General features: G+C 68.0%; 22 protein-coding genes and 1 pseudogene. 10 read left to right on the plus strand and 13 right to left on the minus strand.

Annotated elements, in window-relative coordinates; translation table 11 throughout:
- Nucleotides 1-385: 385 nt before the first annotated feature.
- The 4 genes and pseudogenes from A6A27_RS29950 to A6A27_RS46355 all read left to right on the plus strand — a co-directional run.
- Nucleotides 386-589, plus strand: a complete 204-nt coding sequence (locus A6A27_RS29950) for a cold-shock protein (RefSeq protein ID WP_073838002.1) — start codon at nt 386-388, stop codon at nt 587-589.
- Between the two features lie 74 nt (nt 590-663).
- Nucleotides 664-1,452, plus strand: coding sequence for a class I SAM-dependent methyltransferase (locus A6A27_RS29955; RefSeq protein ID WP_073838003.1), 789 nt, complete (start codon nt 664-666; stop codon nt 1,450-1,452).
- A gap of 381 nt (nt 1,453-1,833) precedes the next feature.
- Entirely contained in the window at nt 1,834-3,294 is a 1,461-nt protein-coding gene (locus tag A6A27_RS29960; RefSeq protein ID WP_073838004.1) for an SDR family oxidoreductase, read from the plus strand.
- Between the two features lie 112 nt (nt 3,295-3,406).
- Nucleotides 3,407-3,809, plus strand: a pseudogene (locus A6A27_RS46355) (transposase family protein); the annotation flags it as partial.
- Between the two features lie 172 nt (nt 3,810-3,981).
- Here A6A27_RS46355 and A6A27_RS29970 read toward each other — a convergent pair.
- The 3 genes from A6A27_RS29970 to A6A27_RS29980 form a co-directional block, all read right to left on the minus strand.
- Nucleotides 3,982-5,166, minus strand: a complete 1,185-nt coding sequence (locus tag A6A27_RS29970) for a M14 family zinc carboxypeptidase (RefSeq protein WP_158074089.1) — start codon at nt 5,164-5,166, stop codon at nt 3,982-3,984.
- A gap of 22 nt (nt 5,167-5,188) precedes the next feature.
- Nucleotides 5,189-6,553, minus strand: a complete 1,365-nt coding sequence (locus A6A27_RS29975) for a M20/M25/M40 family metallo-hydrolase (RefSeq protein WP_198940505.1) — start codon at nt 6,551-6,553, stop codon at nt 5,189-5,191.
- A gap of 303 nt (nt 6,554-6,856) precedes the next feature.
- A complete protein-coding gene (locus A6A27_RS29980; RefSeq protein WP_073838007.1) occupies nt 6,857-8,596 on the minus strand; it encodes an amidohydrolase in 1,740 nt (579 codons plus the stop codon).
- A gap of 613 nt (nt 8,597-9,209) precedes the next feature.
- Between A6A27_RS29980 and A6A27_RS45240 the strand changes: the two genes are divergently transcribed.
- The 3 genes from A6A27_RS45240 (at nt 9,210) to A6A27_RS45250 (ending at nt 10,403) form a co-directional block, all read left to right on the plus strand.
- The gene (locus A6A27_RS45240; RefSeq protein ID WP_198940506.1) at nt 9,210-9,560 is read left to right on the plus strand and encodes a hypothetical protein; all 351 of its coding nucleotides are present in this window, start codon (nt 9,210-9,212) and stop codon (nt 9,558-9,560) included.
- 12 nt (nt 9,561-9,572) lie between these two features.
- Nucleotides 9,573-9,890 carry a hypothetical protein gene (locus tag A6A27_RS45245; protein ID WP_198940507.1) on the plus strand — a complete coding sequence of 106 codons (318 nt, stop codon included), beginning with the start codon at nt 9,573-9,575 and terminating at the stop codon, nt 9,888-9,890.
- An 81-nt stretch (nt 9,891-9,971) separates the two neighbouring features.
- A complete protein-coding gene (locus A6A27_RS45250) occupies nt 9,972-10,403 on the plus strand; it encodes a hypothetical protein (RefSeq protein WP_198940508.1) in 432 nt (143 codons plus the stop codon).
- Nucleotides 10,404-10,617: 214 nt separating this feature from the next.
- Here A6A27_RS45250 and A6A27_RS29990 read toward each other — a convergent pair whose 3' ends face one another.
- Both A6A27_RS29990 and A6A27_RS44550 read right to left on the minus strand, forming a co-directional pair.
- Complete coding sequence (locus A6A27_RS29990; RefSeq protein ID WP_073838008.1) at nt 10,618-12,657, minus strand: amylo-alpha-1,6-glucosidase; 2,040 nt, start codon at nt 12,655-12,657, stop codon at nt 10,618-10,620.
- A 77-nt stretch (nt 12,658-12,734) separates the two neighbouring features.
- Nucleotides 12,735-13,112 carry an SCP2 sterol-binding domain-containing protein gene (locus tag A6A27_RS44550; RefSeq protein ID WP_073838009.1) on the minus strand — a complete coding sequence of 126 codons (378 nt, stop codon included), beginning with the start codon at nt 13,110-13,112 and terminating at the stop codon, nt 12,735-12,737.
- Nucleotides 13,113-13,292: 180 nt separating this feature from the next.
- Here A6A27_RS44550 and A6A27_RS30000 point away from each other — a divergent pair, with 180 nt between their 5' ends.
- The 3 genes from A6A27_RS30000 (at nt 13,293) to A6A27_RS47755 (ending at nt 16,648) form a co-directional block, all read left to right on the plus strand.
- Nucleotides 13,293-13,712 (plus strand): SCP2 sterol-binding domain-containing protein, encoded by a 420-nt coding sequence (locus A6A27_RS30000; RefSeq protein ID WP_083672974.1) that lies wholly within the window; start codon nt 13,293-13,295, stop codon nt 13,710-13,712.
- Nucleotides 13,709-15,766 (plus strand): amylo-alpha-1,6-glucosidase, encoded by a 2,058-nt coding sequence (locus tag A6A27_RS30005; protein WP_073838010.1) that lies wholly within the window; start codon nt 13,709-13,711, stop codon nt 15,764-15,766. Before A6A27_RS30000 ends, A6A27_RS30005 begins: the two co-directional genes overlap by 4 nt.
- A gap of 552 nt (nt 15,767-16,318) precedes the next feature.
- Nucleotides 16,319-16,648 carry a transposase gene (locus A6A27_RS47755; protein WP_073838011.1) on the plus strand — a complete coding sequence of 110 codons (330 nt, stop codon included), beginning with the start codon at nt 16,319-16,321 and terminating at the stop codon, nt 16,646-16,648.
- Between the two features lie 568 nt (nt 16,649-17,216).
- Here A6A27_RS47755 and A6A27_RS44555 read toward each other — a convergent pair.
- Genes A6A27_RS44555 through A6A27_RS30050 form a run of 8 tightly spaced genes read right to left on the minus strand, consistent with a single transcriptional unit; the run spans nt 17,217 to nt 25,634 of the window.
- Nucleotides 17,217-17,924: an aspartate/glutamate racemase family protein gene (locus tag A6A27_RS44555; protein WP_158074091.1), complete on the minus strand. Its 708-nt coding sequence runs from the start codon at nt 17,922-17,924 to the stop codon at nt 17,217-17,219.
- Nucleotides 17,917-19,044: a sugar phosphate isomerase/epimerase family protein gene (locus A6A27_RS30020; protein ID WP_073838012.1), complete on the minus strand. Its 1,128-nt coding sequence runs from the start codon at nt 19,042-19,044 to the stop codon at nt 17,917-17,919. The genes A6A27_RS44555 and A6A27_RS30020 overlap by 8 nt, the downstream gene beginning before the upstream one ends.
- Before the next feature lie 52 nt (nt 19,045-19,096).
- Complete coding sequence (locus tag A6A27_RS30025) at nt 19,097-20,284, minus strand: MalY/PatB family protein (RefSeq protein ID WP_143194245.1); 1,188 nt, start codon at nt 20,282-20,284, stop codon at nt 19,097-19,099.
- Nucleotides 20,281-21,126, minus strand: a complete 846-nt coding sequence (locus A6A27_RS30030; protein ID WP_073838013.1) for an ATP-binding cassette domain-containing protein — start codon at nt 21,124-21,126, stop codon at nt 20,281-20,283. Before A6A27_RS30030 ends, A6A27_RS30025 begins: the two co-directional genes overlap by 4 nt.
- On the minus strand, nt 21,123-22,124 hold the full coding sequence (locus A6A27_RS30035) for an ABC transporter ATP-binding protein (protein ID WP_198940509.1): 1,002 nt from the start codon (nt 22,122-22,124) through the stop codon (nt 21,123-21,125). The genes A6A27_RS30030 and A6A27_RS30035 overlap by 4 nt, the downstream gene beginning before the upstream one ends.
- Nucleotides 22,121-23,029, minus strand: a complete 909-nt coding sequence (locus A6A27_RS30040; RefSeq protein ID WP_073838015.1) for an ABC transporter permease — start codon at nt 23,027-23,029, stop codon at nt 22,121-22,123. Before A6A27_RS30040 ends, A6A27_RS30035 begins: the two co-directional genes overlap by 4 nt.
- Nucleotides 23,026-24,054, minus strand: a complete 1,029-nt coding sequence (locus A6A27_RS30045) for an ABC transporter permease (RefSeq protein WP_073838016.1) — start codon at nt 24,052-24,054, stop codon at nt 23,026-23,028. Before A6A27_RS30045 ends, A6A27_RS30040 begins: the two co-directional genes overlap by 4 nt.
- A gap of 11 nt (nt 24,055-24,065) precedes the next feature.
- A complete protein-coding gene (locus tag A6A27_RS30050; RefSeq protein ID WP_073838017.1) occupies nt 24,066-25,634 on the minus strand; it encodes an ABC transporter substrate-binding protein in 1,569 nt (522 codons plus the stop codon).
- Nucleotides 25,635-25,685 lie beyond the last annotated feature (51 nt).

Genomic DNA, 25,685 nt, shown 5'->3' on the forward strand with positions numbered 1-25,685 from the left:
ACTCCGCGTCGGCGAACAGCTCTTCCAACTCGTCACGGACCGCGACCGGCAACGGCGCCCGCCGCCCCCGATACATCTCCGCGACCGCCCGGGTGATCTCTCCCGCGGGCTCGGGCCACGGCAACGGCTGCATCGACATCAGACACCCGATCCTACGGCCGGGAAGGGGAAAGACGACCGCGCCCGACCATCGCAAAGCCGCAGCCCGACCAACGCGCGACGCGCGCCCTACCAGGCCATCAAATGGCCAACAGGGTCTACTTTGCCAGCGCCTGGTGGGTATCTAACCCGCCAGGCGCTTTTTGTCCTGCCGGTTATTCGGGACCAGCAGCGGCGGCAACCGAAGGCCCGTACGTGGCTCCATCCGCTACTCAAAGGAGATGACATGGCATTCGGCACAGTCAAGTGGTTCAACGCGGACAAGGGCTTCGGCTTCATCGCGCAGGATGGTGGTGGCGCTGACGTCTTCGCCCACTTCTCGGCCATCTCATCGAGCGGGTTCCGCAGCCTGGAGGAGAACCAGCGGGTCGAGTTCGACGTCGAGCAGGGCCAGAAGGGCCTTCAGGCCGCCAACATCCGTCTGGTCTGACGTTGACTCCGCCAAGCCGTGGCGACGAAGCCTCGCCCGTCGCCACGGCGATGGCTGAGAGAACGGACCGGCGAATGCCGGTCCGTTCCGACACCGCGGTCCTTCCCGGCCTCAAACCGCTGGTGTTGCAAGCGCTGTCCGCCCCCGAGCACGCGGCCGGGACCGCCAGCATCGACCGGCTCCGGCTGGCCCCGGTGCCGCTGGTGCCGGAGGTGCGACTGGTCATGGCCGAGGACGCGATCGTCCTCTGGGCCCGACTCGAAGCCGAGGCGGGGCACGTCCTCCCACCGCCGTTCTGGGCGTCGGCCTGGACCGGCGGACAGGGTCTCGCGCGTTACATCCTCGATCACCCGGACACCGTGGCCGGTTGCCATGTCCTCGACGTCGCATCCGGCTCCGGACTGGTCGCTATCGCCGCGGCGATAGCCGGCGCCGCCGGGGTCACCGCCAACGACATCGACCCCTACTCGATCGCGGCAATCAACGCCAACGCTCACGCCAACGGCGTCGAGTTGACCCTGTCGTCGAGTGACCTGCTTGACGGCGACGTTGACGGCGTGGATGTGGTGTTGGCCGGTGACGCGCTCTACCACCCGTCTGTGGCGGCCCGGATGCTGCCGTTCCTCGCCCGCGTCGTGGCGAAGGGCGCTCGGGTCCTTGTTGGCGATCCGGACCGGGGCCACCTGGCCCATGACTGGCTGGAGCGGGTGGCGACGTACGAGGTGCCGATGAGCGGCGCTCCGGAAGACGCGCAGCTTCACCTGACGAGCGTGCTCAAGCCACGACGCGACAAGGTGGACGACCGGCGGGGCCGGGCCACACGGCTGCGGCGTGAATCCCATCACTGCCGCACCCGTGAGTGAGCCGAAGCTGTTGCCAGCGCCACTGGCGCCGTGCCGTGCGGGCGAGCGCCGCATCTGAGACGGTCTACGACAACCGGTCCGAGAGCGATGGCCTCGACCTGTTCGACCCGCAGGGCTGGCCGGGCGGGGTCGTGAACATTCATTGTTAACCCCCGCCGGCGGAGGCGGGGGCGGTGGCGGGGGCACCCACCGGCTGCCACCACTCGACGGAGAATTGTTCCCGCTGAAAATATAGACCCAGGCGAGGTTGGCCTCGACGGTCTTCGGGCTGATGAACAGGCGCGGGATGCGTCGGAGGCCGTGCGGTGCGTACAGTTCCGGGTCGGACTTGGGGTGGGCCGGGTAGATCCGGCACAGGGAACGGGACGAGACAGCGACGGCATGACGGCGGACAACATTGCGGAAACCGGTCAATACGGCATTGACCCGACCCGGCTGGAGACCTGTCTCAGCGTCTTTGAGGCGTTGGAGAACCTGCCTCCCGATCACCCCGACGTGGTGCGGGTGCAGCGGGCCACCGCGAAGCTCTACAAGGTGATCAAGCAGCGGCGACGCGAGGGACGGCGGGATGCCATCGCGGCGGCCGACCGCGCGGTGACGGCGGCCACCGCCACCGGCGCCCCGGGCCGGATCGACGATGAGACCCAGGGCAACCCGCTCGCCTCCCCCACCGTGGGTGCCACGGCCGGCTTCCTGCACAAGCCGCGCGGCTGCTACGTCTGCAAGCAGCGCTACCGCGAGGTGGACGCCTTCTACCATCAGCTCTGCCCGCCCTGCGCCGCGCTCAACCGGGAGCGCCGGAACGCCCGCACCGACCTGACCGGCCGGCGCGCGCTGCTCACCGGCGGCCGGGCGAAGATCGGCATGTACATCGCGCTGCGGCTGCTGCGCGACGGCGCGCACACCACGGTGACCACACGGTTTCCCCACGACGCGGTCCGCCGATTCGCCGCAATGCCCGACAGCGGGGACTGGCTCCACCGCCTGCGGATCGTCGGGATCGACCTGCGCGACCCCGCCCAGGTAATCGCTCTCGCTGACTCGGTCAGCGGCCAGGGACCACTCGACATCCTGATCAACAACGCGGCGCAGACCGTCCGCCGCACGCCCGGGGCGTACGCGCAGCTCGTCGCCGCGGAGGCGGCGGCCCTGCCGGACGGCCCGCTGCCGGAGATGATCACGTTCGCCAAACCTGCCGGCCGGGGCGACCCGGTGGACAGCCTGATCGCCCCACCGAAGTCGCCCGCGATCACCCCGCACGCGCTCACCGCGCTGGCGCTGACCAGCGGCTCCGCCTCGCCGGAACGGATCGCGGCAGCCAGCGCCATCGACGCCGGCGGTCTCGTGCCGGACCTCGACCCGGTCAACAGTTGGGTGCAGCGGGTGCACGAGGTGAACCCGGTCGAGCTGCTCGAAGTGCAGCTGTGCAATGTGACCGCGCCGTTCGTGCTGGTCAGCCGGCTGCGACCGGCGATGGCCGCAGCGACCGCCCGCCGCAAGTACGTGGTGAACGTGTCGGCGATGGAGGGCCAGTTCGCCCGCGGCTACAAGGGGCCAGGGCACCCGCACACCAACATGGCCAAGGCCGCGCTGAACATGCTGACCCGGACCAGCGCCCAGGAGATGCTGGCCGACGGCATCCTCATGACCAGCGTCGACACCGGCTGGATCACCGACGAGCGGCCCCACCCGACGAAGATGCGGCTGGCGAACGCCGGCTTCCACGCCCCGCTGGACCTGGTCGACGGCGCGGCCCGGGTCTACGACCCGATCGTCCGCGGCGAACAGGGCGAAGACCTGTACGGCTGCTTCCTCAAAAACTACGCGCCCTGCGCCTGGTGATCGGTGCGCCCACCCCGCCGTCGGCCGCCCAGGCTCACCAACTGATCCCTGAACCGCCGTCGGCTGCATCCGCAATTGCCGAAGTGAGTGCGTTGCGCTGGAGGGGCGATATGACTACCGCTACAGCACCAACCTGCAGGTCGCCATCGACGCCCACACCCACCTCGTCGTCGCTATCGGCGACCCGCAACCCGGCAACCGCAACGAACACCATCGTCTACCGCACCTCGGGCATCGACCAGAAACTCGCGGGACAGCCGATCATGGCCGACGGCGCCTACCGCGGCAAACCCCGAGGTGATCATCCCGTACCGCAAACCGACCGATGGCAGCGAACTGCCCGCGTGGAAGGCGGACCTGAACAGCCAACACCGCACTGTCCGAGCGCAGGTCGAACACGCCCTCGCCCGCACGAAAACCTTCAAGATCCTGCGGGACTATCGCCGCGCCGCCAAACATTGGCCGACACCGCTTCCGGCGTTGCCAACCTCCACAACATCATCCTCACCGGATGACGCCGACACCGTTGACCCGCAACACGTTCACCGAGTTACGAGACATCCTTTAGGTCACGCAGCTGCTGGGCATGGACCCAGTCAGATCTCGCTGAGGCATTTCGTTACGAGCGGGCCCCGCGCCGGGACGTCAATCCACACGCACGGGGCCCCTCGAAGAGGCGCAAAGGTGTCACTCGTGGGGGTCGTCGACGGAGGGGCCGCGCTCCCGAATGTTCTCAACCGGCTCGAGGCTCGCGGTCTCCCACGACCCGTCGGCAACCGCCTCCAGGATCGCCATCCCCGCCACCTCGGCAGTCTTGGCAATGTAGCCGTTGGACTTGGCGTCGATGTCGCCACGCATCTCGAACAGCACCGAGGCAGAGCCGAGTAGCCCGTAGGCATTCCGGGCAATGCCGGGAGTGGACGTGCTCGGGTAGCGCGTAATGTTGGCGTAGCCGTACTGGTCGAGCGCAGTCAGCAGCACCGACACCGCCCGCTTCGACCGGGTGACGGTGTCCGCGAACTCTTCGGCAATGCTCAGCCGCTCCGCCTCGGCCTCGGCATTGGGCCACATCGTCGAGCCGGTGATGAGCCCGCCCTCCTCATCGACGTACGAGCCCTGGTGGTGGAAGTCGAGGACCAGCTCGGGTCGCCGCTGTTCCCACAGCAGGCGCATCGCGATGGCCTCCGGGACCGGGTTCAGGTTGTCGTCGCCAGCCTTGTACGGGTGGTCGTAGGCGTTGCTGCTGTAGGAGTGGTAGCGGTTGATGTCGTAGCCTCGCCCGACCTCGTAGAACGGGTCACACGGTGCCTGCGTGCAGCTCGGGTCGTAATTCTGCCGCCACGGCGTGGCGCGTCCCGCCAGGTCTGCCACGTCGGCATCGAACCCGTCGACATTGACGCGGGGTACGACGGTGATGGTGAGCGCCTTACGCAACGCCACCGCCGTTTGCGAGTTACCGCTGATGCTGCGGATCAAGTTGATCATCGCTTCGGAAACGACGTACTCGTCGCCGTGCTGGTTGGCGATGTACATCACCGACGTAGGTCCATCACCGACCGTCACGACCGGGATCTCCCGGCCAGTGTTGCTCGTCAGCGGCGCGGCGGAGAGGTCGAACGTGCCCTGTGCGCGGTTCTCGATCTGTCGCAGCGTGGACCAGAGTTGGTCATAGCTGTGGATCGCGGCCAGGCTAGAAGACTTCTCTCCGGACCACGGTCCGTTCGGAGTGGTCTGCGGGTTCGCCGCCGCCGGCGCGGCAGGGCCGACGGGGAGCAACGCGATGGCTGCCGTGACAGCGATCAGCCGTCTCCGCGTCAACCGCCGCGGGAACCGGCCTGCGGCAGGCACTTGAAGGGAATGGGAAGCGGTCACGACGACCTCCTTTGACCAGGGATTAGTTGCGTTGGGGGAGAAGGGGCTGGGACACGTCTCGTACACCAACCAGACCGAGAATGGTCATGTATGACCGCTGGGGGCCCAGGTAGGCGTCGGTGGGATCGAAGCACTCTTCTGGGGAGTGAGTTCCTGTTGATACTCCACCCCCACGCAGAGTAAGAGAGGGGATGCCGAGGCTCATCGGGTAGTTGGAGTCGGTACTGCTGGGCTCGCCCAAGGACGGGTTTAGTCCTGCACTTTGGGCCCCAGCCCAGCCTGTCTGGACAATTAGGGCATCGTCGGGTTGGGTCGCTGCTGGGCGATCTCCGACCAGCTCTTTCTGCACGGTCATTTGGTCAGAGCGCCAACGCTTGTTTTCGTCCTCACTTGCCTGGTCGACGATCTTCATGACCTTTTGTTCCAATTTCAGAAGTTCTTCTTCATCGTTGGAGCGCATGTCCAGCTGCATTTTGGCGTCTGCAGGAATAGAGTTGATTGAGGTTCCGCCTTCGACAACGCCTACGTTGAAGGTGGTTTTGGGTTCTGCTGGCACCTTGACGTCTGCGATTCCCGCAATCGCGCGGCCCATGGCGTGTATGGCATTAGGTGTGCCGAAGGCACCGAAACTGTGACCGCCAGGACCCTTGTAGGTAATGACGTAGCGGTGACTGCCGGTCGCTTTGTATGTTATTCCGGCGGGGCTTCCAGATTCTATCGAGATGAAGCCGTCAACTTCTGCGTGCTCGGCAAAGAAGTGCTTTACCCCCCGTAGGTCGCCCAAGCCCTCTTCGCCGACGGTGCCACCGAAGATAATGTCGCCCTCAGGCCGTACGCCAGACTCCTTGAAGGCCCGGACGATAGAGAGCACGGAGGCTAGTCCACGTCCGTCATCGCCGATTCCCGGAGCGCACAACTTTCCGTCTCGCTCCCTCACGGTCGTGTCTGTTCCCTCCGGAAACACAGTATCTAGATGGGCGGAGACGAACAGCGTGGGACCGTTCCCGCTTCCCTTTAACATTCCATAGACATTGCCCTCTTCATCTTGCTGGACCCCCTCCAATCCCAGCGCTTCTAAACGACCTTTGTAGTACTGCGCCCGTTCGTTTTCTTTAAACGGCGGAGCCGGGATCTCCGTAACCGCGATCTGGTCCTGAATCGTTTGTTGATGGTCAGCTTTCATGAAAGCCAGGCCTTGTTGAACCGACGCGTCCTGGTTCAACTTTTCGTAAGCCTGCTGCACCTCCGGAGTCAACTGGTACGGCTGTGGCTCCTTTAAGGGTTCAGCCTGGCTGGTCGCACCAGAAAGAGTCGTAAGGCCAGCAATGGCAAGTGAAGTGACAACGAATCCTGACAGTGTTCTCTTTGTTCTCGTGGCTTCTGTCACGATGCCTTCCCTTCGAGATCCTTGTCTGAGATACCGGTGTCAACCAACCCTGCGAGAGTGTGTTGCGGATGATCGGGCGATCCACAGGGGCATGGTTGTCCCCATGCAAGGTGGGGATCTGGCTGAAGGTCTTCCCGCCGTCGACGGACCTTCATGAGGGCACGTTGAGCATGAAGACGCTGCCGCCGTTGGCGAGGTCGGCGACCAGGTGGGTGTAGTGGAAGGGCTGCTCGCGCAGCGCGCCGCTGTCTCTCGGACGCACCCCCACGGCGCCCCGGACGTCGGAGACGAACGCGCCACGGCTCAGAGGTCGCCGTACTCGCCGACTCGGCGTCCGCCGACCCAGGTCTGCAGCACGCTGGTCTGCCACATGGCGCGATTGGCCGGCAGGTTGAACGGATCCATGTCCGCGATGATGAAGTCCGCCCACTTGCCCGGCTCCAAGCTGCCGAGCACCTTCTCCTGGTGGGCCGCGTACGCCGCGTCGAGGGTGAACGACCGCAGGGCCTCGACCGGTGTCATGGCCTCGTCGGAGTACCAACCGCCGGCCGGTCGGCCCTCCCGGTCGGTGCGGGTCACGGCGGCGTGCAGGCCTTCGAAGGGCAGGGCGGACGAGACCGGGAAGTCCGATCCGGAGGCGATGACGGTCCCCTGGTCGAGCATCTTGCGCCACGCGTACGCGCCCTTGATGCGCTCCGGGCCCACTCGGTCCTCGGCCATGTTCATGTCGTCCGTCGCGTGCACCGGTTGCATCGACGCGACGAGGCCCAGCTGCTTGAACCGGGGGATGTCGTCGAGCGCGACAACTTGGGCGTGCTCGATCCGGTGCCGGAGGCCCTGATTCCCGACGGTACGGAAGGCCCGGTCGAACGCGTCGAGGACGACTCGGTTGCCGCGGTCGCCGATGGCGTGGATCGCCGCCTGGTAGCCCGCCGCGAGCACAGCCGCGACGCGATTGTTCATTTCCTCCGGGGTTACCCGCAGGAGTCCGCTGGTGGAAGGTTCGTCGCTGTACGGCTGAAGCAGGGCCGCACCTCGACTGCCCAACGCTCCATCGGCGACGAGCTTCACCGTGCGCACCCGCAGCATGTCCGCGGCGAACGAGTCCGTGCGGACCGCCGCTCCGAGGTCGTTGAACGCGTCCCAGGCCAGGAATGCGTTGACACGCATGGTCAGCTCACCGGCGGCCGCCAGCTCTCGCAGGACCACGTAGCCGTCCGTGCTGGTCGAGGCGTCGGAGACGGAGGTGATGCCGACGGCGTTGAGCTTCGCCTGGGCGAGGAGCGCACGCCGACGTACGTCCTCGAGGGTCGGTGCTGGAATCTTGGACGAGACGAAGCCCATCGCCGTGTCGACCAGCGTGCCGGTCGGGTTGCCGTCGGCGTCGCGGATGATCTGCCCGCCGGCGGGGTCCGGGGTGCCCCTGGTGATCCCGGCGAGGGCCAACGCCGCAGTGTTGGCCACGCCCGCATGGCCGTCGACCCGAACGAGCCACACCGGACGGTCCCTCACGACCACGTCGAGGTCGGCCGCCGTGGGGAAACGGCCGAGGCCCCAGATGACCTGGTTCCATCCCCGTCCGGTGATCCACGCCAGGTCCAGGTTGGCGGCGGCGTACGCGGCAAGAGCCTGCTGCGCTTCCGCGAGCGACCGGGTGCCGCTGAGGTCGAGCTCCGACGCCAGCGCGCCGTAGTTCCAGACGTGGCCGTGCGCGTCGTGCATGCCAGGGAGAAGGACCCGGCCCTTGCCGTTGACGCGTCGTACGCCCCGACCCGCGCTAGCGTCGAGCCCGGCCACCTTCCCGTTCGAAGCGATCAGAACGCTGGAGAACTCGCGTAGCCCCTCGCGGGTGACGGTGTAGCCGCGGACGTTGTCCACAAGGAGCGGTCCCTGCCCGGTGCCGCTGCCCGGGGCGGCGGCCTGCGCCGCGCTGGCGGGCAACGCCGGAAGAACGGCGGCACCAACGCCGATGCCGAGCAATTTCAGAACCTGCGCCCGGGTGAGGTTTGGCCCGGGCGGCGGAGTGGCGCATGCATCACACATGGAGAGTCTCTCCTCGAAGACTTCAAGCGAACTGGGCGGTCCACGCGATGGGTGAGGCGGGACGAGGTCGGGCCGACGCTTGGGTAGCTATCCATCAACTTCAAGGAATCCTTGATCGGCGACGCTATCAGCGTGCAAAATCTCCGGTCAAGACCGATGAGCACCGTCGTTCGTAGATCGTGTGCCTTTGCGCCAGTCAGGGCCAGACCAGGGCCGGCGTGAGCCGCAACGGCGAATCGTCGGAGGCGCGCTGGCGGCCGGCCGGGTCCGTGCTGACGGCCCACGGCGCGCGACCGGAGGACGGCTTTCCTCGACAAGGTCGAGCACGCAGCCCAACTCGTCCGACTTCGGCCATCGCGGGCTGAAGCACAAGTTTCGGATTTCGCTGTCAGCGAGGCAGCTCGCGGTCCTGTAACGAATCGGCCATGGCTGCCCGGCCATCATGAAGGCAGGAGTCCGCTTGGGGCGCGCACAAGCCGAATGCTGGGGGTGGGTCCCATGCAGCCGTTGGAGCAGGCGAAGCGGCCGGTGACGGGTGCTCGCTGGGCGGTACGTCCATCCGGTGCCTCCAGTGCTGGGGGCTATGCCGATCGGCGCAAGGGTGGCCAGTTTCGTGCTCGACGTCGTGTCCCACCTGGTGCAGGACGGCGGATTTCTCGCTCAGGGGTCTCGGTGGCTGATCGCCGTCGGAGTGCTCGGGGCGGCGGCGTTGGTGGGATTTCTGGACCTAATCGCCCATCCTGTACCGTGCCAGAACTCAACGCATAGTCGTGAGCTGGCGTCTCACCGGACTGCTGTGATCGCGTTCATGGCTGCCAGGCTGCTTTATCTGATCATGGTCCGAGTGTTCGACTGGCTCGCGCTTCTCGCCGGAAGCGATGCCGCCAAGACCGCGGAACTGCTGATGCTGCGCCACGAGGTCGCCGTGCTGCGCCGCCGGGCCGGTCATCTCCGGCCGTCCTGACCGGATCGGGCCGTGCAGTCCGCGCTGGCCCGGCTGCTACCGCGCCAGCTACGTGAGCACCGCATCGTCACCCCGGGCACGCTGCTGGCCTGGCATCGCCGCCTGATCAAGCGGCAGTGGACGTATCCGAACCGGCCAGGCCACCCGCCGGTCAGCGACGACGTGCGGGATCTTGTCGTGCGGCTGGCGCGGGAGAATCCGAACTGGGGGCACCGCCGCATTCAGGGTGAACTGGTCGGGCTCGGCCACCGAGTGGGCGCCGGAACGATCTGCCGGATCCTCGCCCGCGCCAGGATCGGCCCAGCCCCGCGCGGCGTCGACACCTCTTGACGGGCCTTCCTACGCACCCAGGCCTCTGGGTTGCTGGCGACCATGGGCAGGCCGGGTTAGTTGGTGGGTACCACGGCCGAAGTGACCAGGCCGGCGGTCCAAGCGGCCAGCAACACCCCGGTCGCCCGCGACTTCTTCCACATCGACACCATCAGCCTGCGACGACTGTACGTCCTGTTCGTGATGGAGGTCGCCAGCCGCCGGTTGCACATCCTCGGCGTCACCGCCCATCCAACTGCGGCCTGGGCCACGCAGCAGGCCCGCAACCTGGTCATGGACCTCGGCAATCGGATCGGCTCGTTCCGATTCCTGATTCGTGACCGGGACACCAGGTTCGCCGCATCCTTCGGCGCGGTGTTCGTCACCGAGGGCGTCGACGTGGTCAAGGCCCCTCCGCGGACACCTCGGGCGACCTGCTACGCGGAACGGTTCGTCCGCAGCGTCCGTGCGGAGTGCACGGACCGGATCCTGATCTGGAACGGTCCTCGACGAATATACGGGCCGCTTCAATGAGCACCGCCCGCACCAGAGTCTTGCGCAACGTCCACCAGGCCATGATCCGGCCGCAGTCGTCCCGTTCGACGCCCCGATACGGCGACGACGTGAGATCGGCTATCCGCCAATGCCATCGGCGCATAAGCAGGGGCTTGACCCCTGACATTGGACACGCAATCAAGGGTCCTGCGATTGGGCTCGGCGTCGACGCGCGGTAGCTGCGGGGACGCGATCAGCGTCTTTCGGGGTGGGCGCGCCCGAGGGCGCCCGCCCTGCCCCACCGTCCGGGGATGTCGAGCAGTTCGATCCGGCCCATGCTCGGGGGCACGGCCGGTCTGGTCACCAGATGCTCGCCGCGTGGCTCCATGCCGAGCATGGTTCGCAGCAGCAGTAGGGGGGTCCCGGTGGACCAGGCCTGCGGGCTGCACGCCGTGGGGTACAGCACGGGATACCTGGTCAGCGTCCGCTCGTAGCCGCCGAACGCCTCCGGCAGCCGCCCGTCGAAGTGTTCCGCGGCGTCGATGATCCCCTCGGCGATGCGCCCGGCCTCCTGGTCGAAGCCGTAGCGCCGCAGCCCCCAGGCGATGAACGCGTTGTCGAACGGCCAGACCGTGCCCACGTGGTAACCGATCGGGTTGTAGCGGCCTTGGCCGGTGGCGAAGGTGCGTACGCCCCAGCCGGAGAAGAGGCGGGGGCCGAGCAGGTGTTCGGCGATCTTGGCAGCCCGGGACTCGTCGACGATGCCACTCCACAGCAGGTGGCCGATGTTGGAGGAGAGGGCGTCGACCTGACGGCCGTCGCCGTCGAGAGCGAGCGCGTAGTACTCGCCGTCGGAGACCCAGAAGTCACGGTTGAAGCGTTCCTTGAGGTCGGCGGCCTCGCGTTCCAGGCGGTCGGCGTACGCCGGGTCGTGCCAGAACTGGCGGGCCAGCCGGGCGCCGCGGATCTTGGCGTCGTAGGCGTAGCCCTGTAGTTCGCAGGTCGCCCGGGGCAGGCTGGGCAGCCGGCCGTCCCGAAACGAGATCGAGTCCCAGGAATCCTTCCAGCATTGGTTGTCCAGGCCGTTGCGCTCGTTGCGGCGCTGGTACCAGACGTAGCCGTCGCCCATGATGTCGCCGTACTCGCCGATCCAGTGCAGGGCGGCTCTCGCGGTGCGTTCGAGCATCCGAACGGTGGTGGCATCCCCCGTCCACCGCTCGTACTCGTCGAGCAGGATGACGTAGAGGGGAGTCGCGTCGGCGCTGCCGAAGTACGGCGAATGCGGCTGTTCCTCGAACCCGGTCGTCTCTCCGTACCGCAGTTCGTGGGCGATCTTCCCCGGCTCCTCCTCGCGGAAGTCGTCCAGGACGATCCCCTGGGTCAGGGCCAGCAGGCGTAGCGTCGTAGTGGCCAGGCCGGGCGCGAACGGTAGCGCCTGGATACTGGTGAGGATGCTGTCCCGGCCGAAGATCGCCATGAACCACGGCAGGCCGGCTGCGGGGAGGGCCTGGCCTCGGCCGGTCAACGGCATGAAGCGCAGCGCGGCGAGGTCGGTCAGGCTGCGCCGGTAGGTCCTCGCCAGCGTTCGGGAGTCACAGGTGAGGCGGGGTGCCTCCGCGAGCCAGTCGGCCAGGTCCTGCCGCATCTTCTTTCTGACCCGGCCGGGGCTGCCCTGCAGGCTCTCCCGAAGGTCGCGCCCGTCCAGGCCCAGCGCCGTCACGTGCAGCTCGGTGACCCACTGACCGTGTGGCTCGAGCCGGACGTGGTACGTCAGGCCGTGATCGTCGACTCGGGCCGGCGCACTGGACGAGATCAGAGTCTCCCGGCAGTACGTCTCCCGCCGATAGCTGAGACGCAGGCACCCGCCGTCGATTCGGGTGTAGTACGTCCCTCTCTTGTTCCGCACATCCTTGATCTCGAACAGGTCGGCGAAGTCACTCTCGACGTCGATCCGGATCCGCAGGTCGACGGGCTCGGGTTCGTGGTTGATCACTGTCAGCCGCTCGGTGAAGCTACCGCCGATGGAGCGGTCCCGAATGGCCGAAACGTTGACATCGAGCAGCGGAGTCGGGAGGGCCGGTACAACGACCATGCGGGCCTCGTAGTATTCGACCTCCTCGACGGTGAGCCCGCTGACCCGTTGGTCATTGATGGACAGGATCCACTTCGACAGGAATCGGGTGTCGAACGAGAAGAAGCCGGTCGGAATGGTCGGAGAGGCGTCGATGTCGCCGGTCTCCTCACTGACCACGAACGTGTTGCCGTCCAACAGCCGGACGAGGCCGTCACTCATGCCGGCACTCCGCATCGCTCCGTGCCGTCATGAGGCACAAGGGCCACTGAGCCTGATGATTCGCGCGCTACGCTCGCTCATGCCGCACGTCTCCGCTCGCGGACGAAGTCCCGAGGGTGATGGGCTTCGGGCGGCCCCGGCATGAGCCGCTGCACGAGGCGGGCCAGCCGGACATCGCCCTCCGTTCTGAGTTCGTTGCGCACCCACGCCGAGTAGATCTGCGACTGGCCGCTGACGATCCGGTCGAAGGCCGCCCGGCTGCTGTGGACGACGCAGTCGGCCTCGCCCTCATCCCGCGAAACGCGGAAGTCGCCTCGTTCGATCGCCAGGACCCAGCGGTCGATGCCCTGCTCGTGCGTGAGGTCGAACCGGATGGTCCCGGTGGCCTCCTCGAGGAGGGCTTCGTGGCCGCGGCGGCCGAGCCCCTCGAAGAAGCTCGTGGTGGGATTCGACATGTCCGCCTCCCTCCGATGGGTTCCGAGCCGGGATGAGCCGCATACCCACCCTGACCGGGAGCTGGGCGCTGCCGCATCACCCGGATCGGGTGAAATTCCCCGCGCCGCCGCCGCCGTCGACGGCGGCCGCCCGCCAGGTTCATCCGTTCCGGGTGACGCCGCCGCACCCTGAGCCGAGTGATGCTGCTTCTGGTCCTGCGGATTTCTGCAAGGGGTGCTGCCATGTCCAAGGCGACTATTAAGTTCTTCGAGGCGCTCGCGCGTCACGGCCACGAACGCCTGTTGAAGAAGACGAACGGCACCATACGCTTCGACCTTGAACGCGACGACGAGGTCGACCACTGGTTCGTGGAGATCCATGGCGGCACCGTCCGGGTGTCACAGCAGAACAGTGACGCGGACACGGTTATCCGCTCCGACAACGCCTTCTTCGACAGGATGTTGCGCGGCGAAGCCAAGCCGCTCCCAGCGTGGCTGCGCAACGACATCACGTTTGAAGGGCAATTCCGGCTCATCATCCTGTTGGAGCGGCTCTTCGCGCCGCCGCCCGGCGCACGCCACCCGCGGGCCGCCGCCCGTGACCATCGGAGGCGGGGATGAAGAACGAGCTCGTCAGAATCCTGGACGGCAACATCTTCGTGCTGAGCGACGGCAGCGGCGACATAGACGCGAAGCCCGCCGTCCCGTGCGGGTACTTCTCCTTCGACACCCGGTTCCTCTCGCTGTGGCGGCTGACCATCAACGGTGAACGGGTGAGCGCGCTGGCCGTCGACGACCCGTCGTATTTCGAGGTGCGATTCTTCCTGGTGCCCGGGGCTCCGACGCACTACGTGGACGCCAAGGTGTCGGTGATCCGGGAACGGTCGGTGGCCGGCAGCTTCGAGGAGCGGTTGACGGTGCTCAACCATTCCGGAGAACCGGCCGAGTTCACGGTGCGCGTGGACGCAGCCTGTGACTTCATCCCGCTGACCATGGTCGGACAGGAGCACACGCCGCTCGGCCGGCTCTACCAGCGCGTCGAGGACGGGCGCCTGCACATCGGCTACGTGCGGGAAAAGTTCCGACGGGAGACGGTGATCTCCACGACTGAGCCGGCACAGGTCGACGAACAAGGGCTGACCTACCACATCTGCATCGAACCCCACGGGCAGTGGACCACCACGCTGCACGCCCGGGGCTTGGTGCTGCGCCCTGACGGTCAGGACATTCGCGACCACGTCTATCCCGGCCGAATGCGACACGACACGGCACGGCTCCAGGACGACCTGCGGCAGTGGCTCGGTGAGGCTCCGCAGCTGAGCAGCGACTGGGAACCGCTGGAGCGGACCTACCGCCGCAGTCTGGTCGATCTTGCCGCACTCCGGTTCTCGCCGCTGACGCTACCGACCGAGCCGCTGCCCGCAGCAGGCCTGCCATGGAACGCCACCCTCACCGGCCGCGACCCCATCCTCACCAGCATGCAGGTGTTGCCGTTCGTACCGGAGCTGGCCGTCCACACTCTGCGCATGCTCGCCATCGATCAGGGGGCCGCGCTCGACGACTTCCTGGACGAGGAGCCGGGCAAGATCCTGCACGAGTTCCGCTACGGCGAGATGGTCGCGTTCGAGGAATGCCCGCAGGCGCCGTACTTCGGCGCTGCCGACACCACCCCGCTCTACGTGATTCTGCTCGATGAGTACGAGCGGTGGACGGGGAACGCCGACATAATGCGCGAATTCGAGGACGAGGCGCGCGCGGCCCTGCACTGGATCGGCGAGTACGGCGACATCATGGGCGACGGCTACGTCTGGTACCAGCGCCGCAACGAGAAGACCGGCCTGGAGAACCAGTGCTGGAAGGAATCCCCGACGGCCATTTCGTTTCGGGACGGCCGGCTGCCCAGCCTGCCCCGGGCGACCTGCGAACTGCAGGGCTACGCCTACGACGCCAAGATCCGCGGCGCCCGGCTGGCCCGCCAGTTCTGGCACGACCCGGCGTACGCCGACCGCCTGGAACGCGAGGCCGCCGACCTCAAGGAACGCTTCAACCGTGACTTCTGGGTCTCCGACGGAGAGTACTACGCGCTCGCTCTCGACGGCGACGGCCGTCAGGTCGACGCCCTCTCCTCCAACATCGGCCACCTGCTGTGGAGTGGCATCGTCGACGAGTCCCGGGCTGCCAAGATCGCCGAACACCTGCTCGGCCCCCGCCTCTTCTCCGGCTGGGGCGTACGCACCCTCGCGCGTGGAGAGGGGCAGTACAATCCACTTGGCTACCACGTCGGCACCGTCTGGCCGTTCGACAACGCGTTCATCGCCTGGGGGCTGCGGCGCTACGGTTTCCACCACGAGGCTGGGCGCATCGCCGAAGGGATCATCGACGCATCCCGCTACTTCCAGGGACGCCTGCCGGAGGCATTCGGCGGCTACGACCGGGAGCTGACCCGGCACCCCGTCCAGTACCCCGCGGCGAATAGCCCACAGGCCCTGGCCACCGGAGCACCCCTGCTGCTGGTGCGCACGCTGCTCGGCCTCGAACCGTACGGGGAGGATCTGGTGGTCGCGCCGGCGCTGCCCGAACGGTTCGGCCGGATCGAACTGCTCGATATTCCCGGGCGATGGGGCCGCGTCGACGCCATCGGCACACACCAGGAGGCGGAGGCGGTTGGCCGCTGAACCTGGCGGCGGTGCCGACGCTGACCAGCGCGGGTGACCAGCCGCGAGGGCGCGGCCGGCTCCGCCCCGACGTGCGGTTCGCAGGCCAAGTACAAGAACACGCATGGGAGCCCGCAACGATCCTGGCCCCGCTGCCGCGGCTGACGCGAAGCTTCGACGTGCGGGCACTGCGGGAGTCTGTGCGGCACCGGGCCAAGCTCGTCGCGTTGCGGTCCAGGCTCAAGGCACAGGTCCACGCCGTGCTCGCCCGGCAGGGCGTCACCCTGGCGCCCTCGGACATGTTCGGCGCGGCCGGCCGGCGCCAGCTCGACGAGCTGCGGCTCGACCCGCCCTTCCAGGCCCGCGTGCTGTCCTTGCTCCGCCTGATCGACGCGTACACCTTCGGCGAGATCGACCAGGTCGGCAAGCGGATCAACGCCGAGTTCAAGCACCACGCGGGCGTGCGACCCAGGCCCAACCCGGCGTGGGTCCGGTGCTGGGCGCGGTGTTCGTCGCCGAGACGGCGACCTCAACCGCTTCACCCGCCCGCAGCAGCTGTGCTCCTAGGCCGGCATGACACCCCGGCACCGCGAGTCGGACACGAAAGTCCACCGCGGACGCATGGCCAAGCAGGGCAACAACCTCGTCCGCTGGGCTGCGGTCGAGGCCGCCCAGCGCGTCCGCCACGGGCCCCTCGCCGCCACCAAGGCCCGGCTGGCTGCCGGCGCGGCAACAACATCGCCAAGGTCGCCGCCGCCCGCGAGCTACTCACCCTCGTCTTCTACGGCCTCCGCGACGGACACGTCCGCTGCCTGGCCACCCGACCGGCAAGAAACACCCCAGTCCCGGCGGGCCAGGCGCGAGGTCGTTGTCTGTCTGACCCCCGCCGGCGTGGTCGAGTGATTCTGATTGACCCCGCCTGGCCGCGGCCGTGTCACTTCATGCCACCTGGGCAGACCTGCGTGGCGAAGGAATGACCGGCACCGGGACCCCCGGGCTGCCAAAGCGTCCGCACTACCGGACGGTGAAGAACACGGCCACCCCACAACTTCACCAGTGAGTCTCCCCGGCGCACCGATTCTGCGCCGCACGGGATCGGCGTCAAGACCAAGCCGCTGACGCGGTCGACCTCCGGTCGAGTCTTGACCCCGACCCCTTACGGCGTTTGCCTGCACGGAGCCGGGAATACGCACAAACCGGTCGCAGCAGTCCGACCAAGAGGGGGTTGTCGGCGTACAGGCACCGTCAGCGCGTACCTGACTCTGTAGCGGAACCCGTACGCCGACAGAGGTTGACACGGCCCCACTCCTTCAGGAGTGACAGATCCTCGTGGGGGTGGGTCAAGGCGCTGTTGCACTCGAGCTACGACCAGCCCGACGCTGCCGCGGTCCACGCCCAGTTCGACCGGGTCGTCGACGCTCGCCCCGGGGACAGTCAGGGAACACCCGGGGCAGGGCAGACTCGAACGCCGCTACTCGAGCGACAGCACCTTCCCGTGCTCCCAACGGTAGTCACGGTGCTTGCTCGTGCTGAGCGAGAGGTGCACGAGCGACTCACACCACTTGACCGCGGTCGTGAGAGGGTCGACGACCGGGACACAACACTGTCGGGTGAGCGCCTCCTGGACGGCGAGCATCTCCGCACCCGCGAGCAGCACGACATCCGCGCCCTCGGCGAGGAGTGCCTCGGCGCCCCCCACGAACGCCTCCGGCTCGGCCGGAGATGCTCCCGGCACCACCCGCACACCGTGCAGCCGTGACGATAGGCCCATGGCCCTGACGCTTTCCCGGATCGGGCCGACTGCCTGCTCGGACGTGGCGAGGATGCCGACGTCAGTGCCGAGGAGGCAGGCCGCCATCATCCCGGCCTCCGTGATGTCCACCACCGGGACGTCCATGAGCTGCCGCGCGCCCTCGCGCCCGTGCTCGCCGAAGCCGACCATGACCACGCCGTCGCACTGCCCCCGAAAGCGGGACATAACCTGCAGGCTGGCCGCAGCACTGACGAAGCTGTCGTAGAAGCCGACGACGCGTTCCGCACCGAACTCGGGAGTCGCCACCGTGATGCTGGTGGTCGGCGCGGCCACGGACGTGGCGACCGCCTGGAGGCGGTCGCTGACCGTCGTCGACGTGTTGCAGTTGACGAGCAGCAGGCGCATCGCCGGCCCGTCGTCAGCCACGGTCGGCAGCCCGCGCGGCGCGGACCTCGTCCGGCCCCACTAATGCGATGCCCTGGCGCTCGCAGACGCCGCGGACGTAGGCCAACGACTCGTCGACCCAGGCCCAGCACTCCTCCTCGCCCCACGGGCGCCTGTCGAACTCGTCGAATCCGAGCACCTCGCCCGCGTCCACCCGGTCGCTGAAGGCGTTGCCCAGTCGGATGTACTCGGTCCGCTCCTCGTCGGTGAGGTCCGGGTGTGCCGCCCGCCACACGGGGTCGTACAGCTCGACCCGGCTGCGCACGTCCTGGCTCGCCAGCTCGGGGAAGGTGAGCTCGGGCGTGCGGACGAAGGCAACCTCCAGCGAGAGGGTGAGGTCGGGGTTGTGCTCGGCGAGGATCGGGAGGATCACGTCGAGGTCCACCAGGCCCTGGCCGTTGGGACGCGACTGGTACTTGAACCCGTCGTGGCTGCGCACCAGGACGGCGTCCTTGATGTGCGTCTGCCGCACGTAGGGCGCGACCCGGCGGGCGGTCATCTCCGGCACCTCGCCGCGCTGCAGGGGGTTCGCCGTGTCGTAGGTGATGCCGACGACGTCAGCGCCCACCGCCTCGATCAGCCGCACGAGCTCGAAGGACGAGATCTCCTCGTGGGTCTCGAGGTTGATGTGCACCCCGGCGTCGCGGGCGATCGGCGCCAGCCGGTTCAGGAGGCGCTCGATGCCCTCGAGCTGCTCGGGCCACGGCACGTCGGTCCGGAACCGGTCGTACATGTGGTATCCCGGGAACGCCTTGATGCCACCAGTGGCTGACCAGAGCTCGAGGACGCCCATCTGCGACGCCGCCTCGATGATCCGCCGGAAGCCCAACAGCGTGTCGCCGTCGCCCAGCGCGCGGATCTCCGGGCTCTCGGCCAGGGCATACGGATTGGTCTTGCCGAGGCCGGCCTCGAGGTAGAGCCCGAGGTCCGCGGCACAGTCCCGCACCTCGGCGAGGTAGCCGGGGTCGAGCGTGGGGCTCAGGTGCAGCATCGACCGGAAGTAGAGGCCGTGCAGGCCTCGGTCCGACGCCTGCTGCAGCTGCTCCACCGGGGTGAGCCGTCCAGCACCGGGCAGCTTGAGTGCGTCACTGCCGAGTCTCATTGTCGTCGTCCTTTCAGAAGCAGATCAGGGCAGGCCCGCCGGCGGGCCAGAGTCACGAGAGGGAAGCCGCCATCCGTTCGACCGCGGCCTCGACGAGGTCGGGATGGGTGCCGAAGTTGAGTCGCACGAAGCCCTCGCCACCGGCCACGAACTCCAGGCCGCTGCTCAGTGCCACGCGCGCGTGGTCAAGGAAGTACGCCGCCGGGTCGGGTCCGAGCCCCAGCCGGCGGCAGTCCACCCACGCCAGGAACGAGGCCTCCGGCCGGACCACCTCCGCGTCGGGAAGGTGGGTGGCCACCGCCTCGACCAACCGCTCGCGCGCCGCGCGCAGGTCGAGGACCAGGGCGTCGAGCCAGTCCTGCCCGTCGCGCAGGGCGCTGAGCTGCGCGACGACACCGAGGTGGCTGGCACCCCGGGACAGCGACAGGGGGAGCTGCTCGAGCGTGTCGACCGCGCCGGTCCCGGCGATCGCCACCGCCGCCTTGGCGCCGGCGATGTTCCAGGCCTTCGAGGCGGAGAAGAGGACGATGGCGTCGGAGTCCGGGGCGACGTCGAGGTATGACGTGTGGCCGGCTTCGGTGAGCGACAGGGGGCTGTGCACCTCGTCGGACACCACCCGCACCCCGAACCGGCGCGCCGCGGCGGCGAGCGCCTCGAGCTCGGCGCGGGTGTGCGCGACACCGGTGGGGTTGTGCGGGTTGCACAGCACGTAGACGCAGCTGCCGGCGGCCTGGGGCGCCGTGGCGAATGCGTCCTCGATCGCCGCGAGGTCGAGCCGCCAATTCGCTGCGAGGGGGACGGGACGGACCGTGCGACCCGCCTCGAGGGCGGCCTGGGCCAGTGGCCCGTAGACCGGGGTGCTGACGAGCACCTCACCGTCGCCCCGAAGCGTACGCAGCAGCTCGGTCAGGCCGGCCACGATGTTGGCCACGGTGCGTACCTGTTCACGAGCGATGTGGACGCCCCAGCGACCGGCGGCGTAGTCGACCACTGCGTCGACGTAGGGCTCGGCCCAGGCGTAGCCGATGTCTCCGGTGCGGATGACCGCCTCGAGCGCGCCCACGACGGGCCCGGGTGGCGCGGTGTCCATCTCCGCCACCCACAGGGGCAGCACGTCGGCCGGGTGGGCGCGCCACTTCACGCTCGTCCGCTCCGGGAGGGACGCCCGGTCGATCGACCAGAGCGGACGGTGCTGCCCGGTCCACGACCCCACAGGTACGGGCGACGGCTGCGCGGTCACAACACCGCCTCGGTCTCGGCTCGGCGGGCCGATCGTTCCCACAGCCGGACCGCGAGGCGAGCCTGCGCCACCCCGGGGTCGGGCACCGGCACCGCCTCGAGCAGGGACTGGGTGTAGGCGTCCTGGGGGTGCTCGAGGATGGTGTCGGCGTCGCCGGACTCGACGATCCTGCCGGCGTTGAGCACGTGCACCGACGAGCACACCTGCTTGACCACCGCGAGGTTGTGGGCGACGAACAGCATCGACAGGTTGAGGTCTCGCTGCATGTCCACGAGCAGGCCGAGCACCTGCGCCTGCACCGAGACGTCCAGGGCCGACACCGGCTCGTCACAGACGAGCAGCCGGGGCTTGACGGCGAGCGCTCGCGCGATGGCGATACGCTGACGCTGGCCTCCCGAGAACGACCCGGGGTACCGCGACAGGTCACGTGCGGCCAGGCCGACCATCTCCAGCAGCCGCGCGGCTTCGTCGCGTCGCTGGCCGGCACTGCCGTGCAGCCCGTGGACGACCATGCCCTCGCAGATGAGCTCCTCCACCAGCATGCGCGGGTTCAGGCTCGCCGTCGGGTCCTGGAACACCAGCTGGATGTCCTTGGACAGCTCACGCCGGTGGCTGAAGCCGGTTTTGTCGAGCGAGCGACCGTCGAAGAGGATCTCGCCGGAGTCGTAGGACTCCAGGCCCATGATGCACCGGATGATCGTCGTCTTGCCGCAGCCGGACTCGCCCACCAGCCCGGTGATCGTGCCCTCCTCCACCGTGAAGCTGACGTCGTCGAACGCCGTAAAGCGCTGCCGGCCACGTCCGAACGACTTGGAGAGGGATCGGACTTCGAGAATGGTCATTGCGCACTCCTGTCGGCCGGGTACAGGTGGCAGGCGACCAGGCCACCCGTGGCCAGGGGATTTTCACGGGGCACCTCGACCTCGCACTGCTCCATCCGGTGGGGGCACCGGGGGTGGTAGGCACAGCCCGACGGGCGAGCGCCCGGGTGTGGCGGCACTCCGGGGATCCCGACCAGCCGCTGCATCTTCTGATCCAGACGAGGCACGGCCTCGATCAGCCCACGTGCGTAGGGATGCGCGGGCTCCGCGAACAACCTGCCCACGGCGTCGTCCTGGATCTTGCGCCCGGCGTACATGACCGCGACGCGCTCGGCGAAGCCGGCCACGATGCCCAGGTCGTGGGTGATGAGGATGACGGCGAGGTCGCGTTCCGTGGAGACCTCGTGCAGCAGGTCGATGACCTGCTCCTGCACCCGCACGTCCAGGGCGGTCGTCGGCTCGTCCGCGATGAGCAGGTCCGGCTCCGCGATGAGCGCCATCGCGAGAACGACGCGCTGGCGCATACCGCCGGAGAACTCGTGCGGGTACGCCCGCATCCGCTGCGCCGCCTTGGCCACGCCGAGCTCGCCGAGGATCGCGATGGCCGCGCGCTCCGCCTCCGGGCGTCGCACGCCCCTGACGCGAAGCGGCTCGGTGACCTGCTCGCCGATGGTGCACAACGGGTTCAGGGCTCCCAGCGGGTCCTGGAACACCATGCCGACCTTCGACCCACGAAGGCGCTCCATCCGGCGTTCGGGCAGCCCGACGAGTTCGGTGCCGTCGACCTTGATGCTGCCGGACAGGTGGAAGCTGTCGTCCAGCCGCAGGATGGATCGGGCCATGACCGACTTGCCGGAGCCGGACTCGCCGACCACGGCCAGGCGCTCGCCGGAGCGCACCGACAGCGAGACGCCGTCGAGCAGCCGGATGCGACCGGCGGGCGTGTCCACGTCGACGCAGAGGTCGGAGACCTGCAGCGCCGGATCGGTGGACGTCGCGCTGAGCTGGTTCACTGTCACTGCGATCCTCCGCTTCGGGCCGCGTGCCGGCGCACCTCGGGGTTCAGCCGCAGCTGGAGGGACTCGCCCAGGAGCCCGAACGTGACGGCGGTGATCGTGATGGCCATGCCGGGCGTGAATGCCGCCCACCATGCCGTGGAGACGTACGCCTGGGCCGAGGCGATCATGGCGCCCCACTCGACGCTCGGTGGTTGCGCACCGACGCCGAGGAAGGACAGGGCTCCCAGCACCAGGATGGTGTTGCCGACGTCTCCGGCCCACTTGACGATGAGGACGTCGAGCGAGTTCGGGATGACGTGCTTGAACATCAGCCTCCGGCGGGAGACGCCCAGGATGCGGGCCCCTTCGACGAATGGCAGGGTCATCGTCTCACGCATGATCGTGCGCAGGAGCCGGGCGGTGTAGGGCCAGCCGGTGACGACCATGGCGATCATCGCCGACCGCAGGCTGGGCCCGAGCGCCGCAGACAGCGCCAGGCTCAGCACCATGGAGGGCACGGCCAGTCCGGCGTCGGTGATCCTCATCAGCACCTCGTCCACCACCGAGCCCCCGATCGTGGCCAGCGCGGCCACGAGGACACCGATGATGGAGAAGCCCACGACCACGGCCATCGACCCGAGAATGCTGAGCCTCGCGCCGGCCAGGACCCGGGACAACACGTCGCGTCCCTGCTCGTCGGTGCCGAGCAGGTGCCCGCTGCCCGGAGGCAGCGAGGCGGCCGAGATGTTGGAGGCGAGGATGTCGTGCGGCGCGAGGTAGGGCCCCACCAGGGCCAGCAGGACCAGGCAGATGGCCATGATGCCCACCACCCGGTCGACACCGCGCACCTGCACGAGCCGCTTCAGGGGCCGGCGCCAGGGCCGGACGCGCGGTGCGGCGGCGGTTGCGGTTGCGGTTTGCGTCATCGTCGGCCTCCGTTCTGGGCTGCTCGGACCCTTGGGTCACGCAGGGCCTGCAGCACGTCGACCAGCAGGCTGGCGAGCACCACGACCACACCCGTGACGAGGACTGCTCCGAGCAGTGCGTTGATGTCGGCGGAGCTGACGGCGTTGGTCAGGTACGACCCGAGTCCCGGCAGCGCGAAGATCGACTCCACGAGCACCGCGGAACCCACCATCATCCCGAACTGGACGCCGAGGATCGTGATGGCCGGCCCCACGGCATTCGGGAGCACGTGGTTGAGCACCAGGATCCGCCGAGGCACACCCTTGGCCCGAGCCACCGCGATGTGCTCCCGGGACAGGACCCGGATGATCTCGGTCCGCAGTGCGCGGAACAGCTGGGCGCCGAACAGCACCGCCAGGACCGAGGCCGGCATGAGCAGGTGCTGGAAGGCGTCCCAGCCGGCGGCCAGACCGCCGGAGATCGTGGAGTCGACCAGCATGAATCCGGTGTGGTGCTGGACCACGTACTGACGCGAGACCGCGCCCGAGATGGGCAGGATCTGCAGCTTGCCGGCCAGGATGAACTGGGCCAACAGGGCCAACCAGAAGGTCGGGATCCCCGCTGCGAACACGGCGCTGGTCCGCAGCCCCGTGTCGACGTGGTGACCCTGCCGAAGCGCGGCGATCGTCGCGGTCGGCAGCGCTACCACCACCATGAGGAGGATGGCCAGCAGGACCAGCTCGAAGGTCGTGGGCAGCGCTGCTGCCAGACCGCTCGAGACCGGTGAGTGGGTCGAGATCGACACACCCAGGTCGCCTCGCACCATCCGCCCGAGGTACATGACGAACTGCATCACGACGGGCTTGTCGAGCCCCAGCCGTTCCCGTGCCGCGGCGATCTGGTCCGGGGTCGCGTTCTCCCCGACCGCAACCCGCGCGGGGTCACCCGGAACCAGCGTGCTGATGAAGAAGACGATGGCAGCCAGGGCGGTCAGCGTGACGACTCCCAGTGCAAGTCGCTTCGTGACGAGACGAACGATCCACATGGCCGTACCCGTTACCCGAGTCGCAGGTCGCTGACCCGGATCGGCCGGGCGTCGGGGTTGAGGTGCACGCCTGAGATGCCGTCGCGGTAGCCCACGATCGAGTCCACGCTAAGCAGGTTCAGGACCGGGCGGTCCTTGAGAATCTGCGTCTCGGCCTTCGTGTAGAGGTCGCACCGGGCGGTGGTGTCCGCCGTCTTGGCCGCCTCGGCCAGCGTCGCGTCCACGGACACGTTGCTGTAGGCCGACCGGTTCGTGGTGCCGATGTGGTCCGTCGTGTACTGCTGGAACAGCGCCGCACCCGGTTCCGGCATCGGCACACCCTCGAGGGCGAGCATCATCTGCGGGATCTTCTTCGGGTCGCTGAGCTTCGCCAGGTAGTCGGGGAAGCCGATGGGAACGAGGTTGAGCTTCACCCCGATCTCGCGTAGGTTCGACTGGAAGAGCGTGGCCATCTCGGTCGCGAGCGGCACCACGGGCTGGAAGTTCAGGGTCAGCGTCAGGTTGCTGATTCCTGCATCCGCCAACACCTTGCGGGCCTCGTCGAGGTTCTGCTTGCGCTCCTCGCCTGCAGGCATGCAGGGCAGCGAGTTGGGCAGCAGGCCCTTGGAGATCTGGCCGTGTCCGCGACGGATGTTCTGGAGCGCGCCCTGGTAGTCGAACGCGAGCTGCAGCGCCTCACGGACCGCCGGGTTGGCCGTCGGGCCGTACTGGGAGTTCAGGTAGATGTAGTCCGAGCTCGGCGCCGTCAGGCTGTCCACCTTGGCCTTGGTGCCCTTGAGCGACTCGGCATCGGCCGCGTTGAGCCCGAAGGCCACGTCGATGCTGCCGTCGAGGAGGGACTGCTTCTGCGTCGCGCTCTGGTCGATGCGCTTGAAGACGACACCGCCCGCACGCTTGTCGTCGAAGCCCCAGTAGTCGGCGTAGCGGTCGAGCACGATGTCCCCGGAGGTCTGCTTCCCCTCCAGCGAGTACGGACCGGTGCCGGCCTCGTGGCTCTGCAGCCAGGCCTGTGCGTGGTCGGTGCCCTCGTTCGGCTTCACGATCTTCTCGCTCACGATGTACACGAGCGAGAGCCAGTCGAGGAAGATCGCGTTGGGCTTGGACAGGCGGATCGTGAAGTGCTGGTCGTCGCTGATCTCGACCGACTCGTAGTCACTGAGGTAGCCAGCCACACCACTGCCGACCACGCGGTACCGCTCGATCGAGTACTTCACGTCGGCCGCCGTCAGCGGGCTGCCGTCGTGGAACTTGACGCCCTTCCGCAGGTTGAACGAGATCGACTTCGCGTCCGGCGCGACCTTGTACTCCTCAGCCAGCTTTCCGGCCAGCTTGTTGGAGTCGTCGTGGGCCACGAGCGTCTCGTACATGTTCTGGATGACGTACCCGGTCTGGGTCCGCGTGGCGACCGGGTCGAGTGTGTCCAGCTGGCCGAAGTAGGCGACGACGAGGGAACTCTTCGCGGCATCGCCCGCCGCACCATTGCCCGGGCCACCGGCGGTGCAGGCGCTCAGGGTGCCGGCACCGACCAGGAGGCCGACGAGCGCGCGGCCGACCGTTCTGATCTTCGGAGTACTGCGCATGGAAACTCCTTCTTGGAACTTCATGTTGTCGCCGCCCTGAGGGGGCATGGG

The organism is Micromonospora sp. CB01531 (genome assembly GCF_001905095.1).
Classification (GTDB): Bacteria; Actinomycetota; Actinomycetes; order Mycobacteriales; family Micromonosporaceae; genus Micromonospora.